The following is a 4,952-nucleotide window of genomic DNA, read 5'->3' as shown; positions in this document are numbered from 1 at the left end:
AACGATAAAGTACCAGGATGAAGACGGAATAGACCTAGAAGCTCCTACGGTGAATGATGATTTAGACTTAGGCACATATAATTATGATCCTAAAGAGTTTTCAGGATATACTACGGATGATACTACAAAAACAATAACACTTACGGAAGCAAATAAAGACCAGGTAGTTATATTCCAATATACAAGGGTTATAGCTCCACCAGAAGTAATAACGCCACCAGAGGTAATAACACCACCAGTAGAAGTAATAAAAACACCAATAAAATCTGAACCTATAATTACGGTGCTACCTAAGACCAATGATGAAACAAAGAATGACAATACACCATTATGTTTAATGTTAGTATTGGCACTAGGGGTATTGTTCTTAGTATTAAAGAGAAAGGAAGTATAAATAAATATTGGGAGCTATTATATTTAGCTCCCTTTTTAATAGGAGGTAAATATAGGTGAGGGCTAGAAAGGTGTTAATAGTGGGATTGTTAGTAATATCAACAGTTATTATGTTCAAAATAATTATAAATGATTACCATACAAACAGTATAAAAGCAGAAAAGAAAAAAATGATAACATTAATCAATAAAAAATTTGATGATACAGTTAAGCAGCAAGAAATAAAAGGGAATAGTATTCCTATAAAAATAGGTACTAAAAATAATAAAAAGGTTGATGCCAGTATTGTAGGAAAAATAATTATTGATAAAATAAACCTGGATTATCCTATTTTAGAAGGTTCAACAGAAGATAATTTAAGCGTTAGTATTACTAAATTTCATGGCAGTAAAATAAATTCTACAGGTAATTGTATTCTAGCGGGACATAACATGAAAGATGGCACATTGTTTGGTAAGCTACGTACGGTGGGAAAAGATGACAGCATTTGGTTATATGATAATTTAGGAAGTAAGAAAGAATATAAGGTTTTTAGTGTTAAGGTAGTAGCTCCAACAGACGTATCTGTTTTATCCCAGGATACAGATAACAGATGTTGGATAACTTTAATTACTTGTTCCAACCAGGGAGAAAAAAGACTAATAGTACAAGCTAAACAAATGTAAAATAATTTGCAAATATATCATAATTATATTGACCGCTCATAATTAATATGATATAATGTATATAGAAGATAAATAAGGGGGCAAAGTAAATGAATAACATTGAAAGATTATTTGATATATTTAAGGAATTAGAAAAAGAAGAAAGAGATAAAATTTCAGTTGAAATTGTGGCTCACATGTTTGGTTACTTTAGTTGCGAGAAATCGGACGAGAATCCAATAACACTCGAAAGATTTGAAAAATTAATAGAAAAAACAATGAAATTATAATTAAAAATTAAAGGAGGGTTTTAAAAATGGCATGGGAAATTAAATTTAGAGATGTGCAGCATGAAGAGGGATTTAATAATTTTATAAAAAGAGCAGAGGTTCAAGATTGGGATAAGGAAAGAATTTCTTTATTTTATACATTAGCAATTTTTGAGGAAACAAGAAATCATATAAATGATTTATATGATTTTAAAGAAAATTGTATGAAATTTGAAGGGTTAAGTAAGGGGTGGCAGACGGGAGGAACTACAAAAGCAACAAAATTAGCCTTTAATTTATTTAATAATTATCGTGGTGAAGAAAGAGAAAAAGAAAATTTTAGTCCTTTGGAGCTATTCTCATTAGACACAGATTATAGAAATTATATGCTTATGGCAGTACAAATAAGATTTTCGTAGAAAAAAGGGGTAGTAAGTTATGCCATCCTTTTTTCTACGAATAAGATTCTAGCAGAAAGGAAGTAGTTCAAATGATTAAAATAATAATAAAAGAGAGCATATCAAAAATAAAAAAGCAAATACACGTCCTAGAAATAATTTTAAAGCAAGAACATAAAAGCGGTATAGAAGTTAACCAAGCACTAAATGCCTTAAAAGAAGGATTAAAGGCATTGGAGAATGTAGAAAATGTACCTAGCCCAGCTGGAAGAAAAAAAACAGTTGATGCAGCGCTTGTAAAAAGTTTAAGAAAAGAAGGCAAAACACAAGAGCAAGTCGCAAGAAAATTAAATATAAGTATATCAACAGTAAGAAGGAACGAGAAATAATTAAAGGTATTAGATACCGAATTAGAGAAGGGGTGTTTTTAATGAAACAAATTATTAAAATAGTTATTGTGTTTTTATTAGCAATCTATATTGTAATTCCTACTATACAAGGCGTGTCTAGTAGTATACAAAGTGAAATAAGTAATACAATAAATTCTAGTATGGATAAAGCGTTTGATATTAAATTTTAAATAAAAGGAAGTTTTAATATGAATAATATGAATAAAATGGATGATACATTTAATATGATGAACGAATGTAAAAAAGAATATGAAAGAAAAAATCATTGCTGCAATGGTAAATCTCAACATGGTATGCCGGTCAACATTATACTTATTGAAGGAGAAAATGATTTGGACATACAAGAGATTAAAGAAAATCATGATGTTATTGAAAATGAAGAATTGCTTTGTGGTTGGTTTATAAAAAATTGGAGGTATGATTCTTACAGGGGGTGTAATGTTTATAATTTCATAAAAATAGAGTTTTGTCCTTTATGTGGAGATAAACTATTGTTGTAAGTATTGCAATTAATCGAAAAATAGCATAAACTAAGGTTAAATTTAATTAAAAAGATATATTTGGTAATAAGAAATGGTAATAAAAAATGGTAATAAAAAAATAAAATAAAAAAAAGTCCTCAATGCTTATTAATGTATATCAGTACATTAAGTAAGCCATGCATTCCCAAGTGAGATAAACACTTAAGATGACGTTAGAGAACTCCGATTGCTATTTAGTTATATTATTAATATAACAGATATTATAAGGAATTTCAAGTCTTCAGTTGTTTACTGAAGGCTTTTTTTTATTACCTAAAATGAGTTAATTCAACATAAAAGGCAAATTATTTATACATTGCATAATACCATAAAAAAATGCATTGTGCAACATCCATTAATAAATAAGTTGGACAAGCTTTAAAAAGATAAATGTGGCTTGATATTGGGCTAGAGCAGTACCAATATCCCTAAGATGGTTACACATTTAGTGAGAGGTCAATTACATAGGACAAGCAGTATTCTTTAAAGATAGTATGCCATCAGGGGGTATACAGTATGCTCAGTTACTAAGAATGAGAAGGAGGTACATTGGATGTGAGTCTGTGGTATTCTCTATGTGAAGCCGAACACTATAAACGAGTTGAGACACAACGGTGACATTGAGCCGACGCATAAAAATCAATGGGGTAATAAAGTATTTAAGCTTATTTGTGCTTATTCTCCTTAGTCGAGTCCAGATGGTCGACAAATAAATTATCTGGGGTGGTGTGCTACTGGTCAGAAATGACATAAGGGTGCAATATAATTATGGAGAATAAGTATGTATGGCAGTAGAGTACATATAAAAATATTGCAACAAATAAGCTTTCGGAAACTTCAACTATCAACCAAATAACAACATGAATCCTAGATTTTTTAGGGTTCACTACGTCCTTTCTTAACAGTCCCAAATAATAATAAACCAAGCTAATAAATGCAATAGAATATAAGAAAATAAATAAAAAATCTCTTAAAGGGATTACCGCAGAAACTGTGGTAAAGGTGTGGTAAGGTAGAGGTACGAAAGCTTTCCATGGCTTTTCCATAGTTTTGAGGAAGAGAGAGGTGAAGGTTTGTTTAGGGTTTTGGTTTTATAAAATAATAGTATAGTCATTTCTACGTAGCTTACAGTCATTTCCTACGTACTTACACCAAAAAAATGACCATCAATAGGTTATAGTTAGAATTTATATATATAATTCATTTAAAAAAGTAGCCTCCATCTAATGATGTAAGCTACTTTTTTAAATAGGGTTGTTAATAGATAAAATCTCTTATTGTCGCCCCACACTGCAAATGTAAGCTACTAATCCACATTAAAAACTTTTAGTGATACCAGTTGCCAAAGCTTAGAAGGTTGTTTCAAGCAATCTTCTATTAGTATTATATCTGTTCAGTTAATTATATTGCAATAAATTATTAAAATTAAAGGTTTTTTAACTTTTTAAGTGAACTAGTTAATATAATTAAACTATTAAAAAGGTAGGTAAATCGGTATGTTATATGATGTTGAAAAAATATCAGAATTAACTAAATTAAGCAAAGTTACTATTTATAAAAAGTTGAAGTTAAAAGAGATAAAACAGTATATAGTACGCAAGCAAGGTAAAGCATATGTTGACGAGGAAGGATTTAAGCTAATTAAGCAAGGGTTAAATTATGATGATAAGTTAAATGAAGAATTAAATGATATAGATATTGAAAGTGATGAAACCGCTTTTACTGTAACGGATAAGGAAGATTTAATTAAGGTTAAAAATGACTTAATTGATAGTCTAAATGAACAAGTTTTTTTCTTAAGGGAACAATTAGGCGTTAAGGATATACAATTAGATAGCAAAGATAAGCTTTTAGAAAATATGCAGATATTAGTTAAAGACTCACAAAGAAAACAGGAAAATGATATTCCAATGTTAGAAGCTCATTTCGAGGAACTTGATGAGAAAATAGGTAATATAAAAAAACAAATGGATGAGAGAAAAGAAAATCTTGAATCAGATAAGGGCTTTTTTAGATTTTTTAAACGGACTAAATAATTATTGTGTACTAAGTTTTAGCACTTTTTTTATATAAATATATGAAAAAAACAGGGTTAAATTCATTCAATATAATAAAGGTTATATTGAATGAAATGGGAATATTTATATAAAGTATTATTTATATTATAAAAGTAAGATATAACTCATAATAGATTTATAACCCAATGATAAGGGGTATGAAGAACATAGCTGTCACCAGAAGCAATACCTTATATTGGAAAACTATTGATCACTTCATCATAAGCCTCTTGAGCTTCAGCAATTGATAATTTCGAATA

At 29.1% G+C, this 4,952-nt stretch carries 8 protein-coding genes; all 8 read left to right on the top strand.

What is annotated here, in order from left to right; translation table 11 throughout:
• Nucleotides 1–394 (top strand): MucBP domain-containing protein (locus KPL55_RS25140; protein WP_216309497.1); only part of this gene is annotated, 394 nt, incomplete at its 5' end.
• Between the two features lie 55 nt (nt 395–449).
• On the top strand, nt 450–1,058 hold the full coding sequence (locus KPL55_RS25135) for a sortase (protein WP_216309496.1): 609 nt from the start codon (nt 450–452) through the stop codon (nt 1,056–1,058).
• An 89-nt stretch (nt 1,059–1,147) separates the two neighbouring features.
• Nucleotides 1,148–1,327, top strand: a complete 180-nt coding sequence (locus KPL55_RS25130) for a hypothetical protein (protein WP_216309495.1) — start codon at nt 1,148–1,150, stop codon at nt 1,325–1,327.
• A gap of 26 nt (nt 1,328–1,353) precedes the next feature.
• Nucleotides 1,354–1,725 carry a DUF6075 family protein gene (locus KPL55_RS25125; RefSeq protein WP_216309494.1) on the top strand — a complete coding sequence of 124 codons (372 nt, stop codon included), beginning with the start codon at nt 1,354–1,356 and terminating at the stop codon, nt 1,723–1,725.
• A 71-nt stretch (nt 1,726–1,796) separates the two neighbouring features.
• A complete protein-coding gene (locus KPL55_RS25120; protein ID WP_216309493.1) occupies nt 1,797–2,093 on the top strand; it encodes a helix-turn-helix domain-containing protein in 297 nt (98 codons plus the stop codon).
• A gap of 41 nt (nt 2,094–2,134) precedes the next feature.
• Nucleotides 2,135–2,284 carry a hypothetical protein gene (locus KPL55_RS25115; protein ID WP_216309492.1) on the top strand — a complete coding sequence of 50 codons (150 nt, stop codon included), beginning with the start codon at nt 2,135–2,137 and terminating at the stop codon, nt 2,282–2,284.
• Nucleotides 2,285–2,302: 18 nt separating this feature from the next.
• Nucleotides 2,303–2,614 carry a hypothetical protein gene (locus KPL55_RS25110; RefSeq protein ID WP_216309491.1) on the top strand — a complete coding sequence of 104 codons (312 nt, stop codon included), beginning with the start codon at nt 2,303–2,305 and terminating at the stop codon, nt 2,612–2,614.
• 1,517 nt (nt 2,615–4,131) lie between these two features.
• The gene (locus KPL55_RS25105; RefSeq protein WP_216309490.1) at nt 4,132–4,671 is read left to right on the top strand and encodes a coiled-coil domain-containing protein; all 540 of its coding nucleotides are present in this window, start codon (nt 4,132–4,134) and stop codon (nt 4,669–4,671) included.
• Nucleotides 4,672–4,952 lie beyond the last annotated feature (281 nt).

The sequence above is a fragment of the Clostridium lacusfryxellense genome (assembly GCF_018861735.1).
Taxonomy (GTDB): domain Bacteria; phylum Bacillota; class Clostridia; order Clostridiales; family Clostridiaceae; genus Clostridium_AD; species Clostridium_AD lacusfryxellense.
Note: the sequence above shows the minus strand (reverse complement) of the source record. Positions and strands in the feature narration are given on the sequence as shown.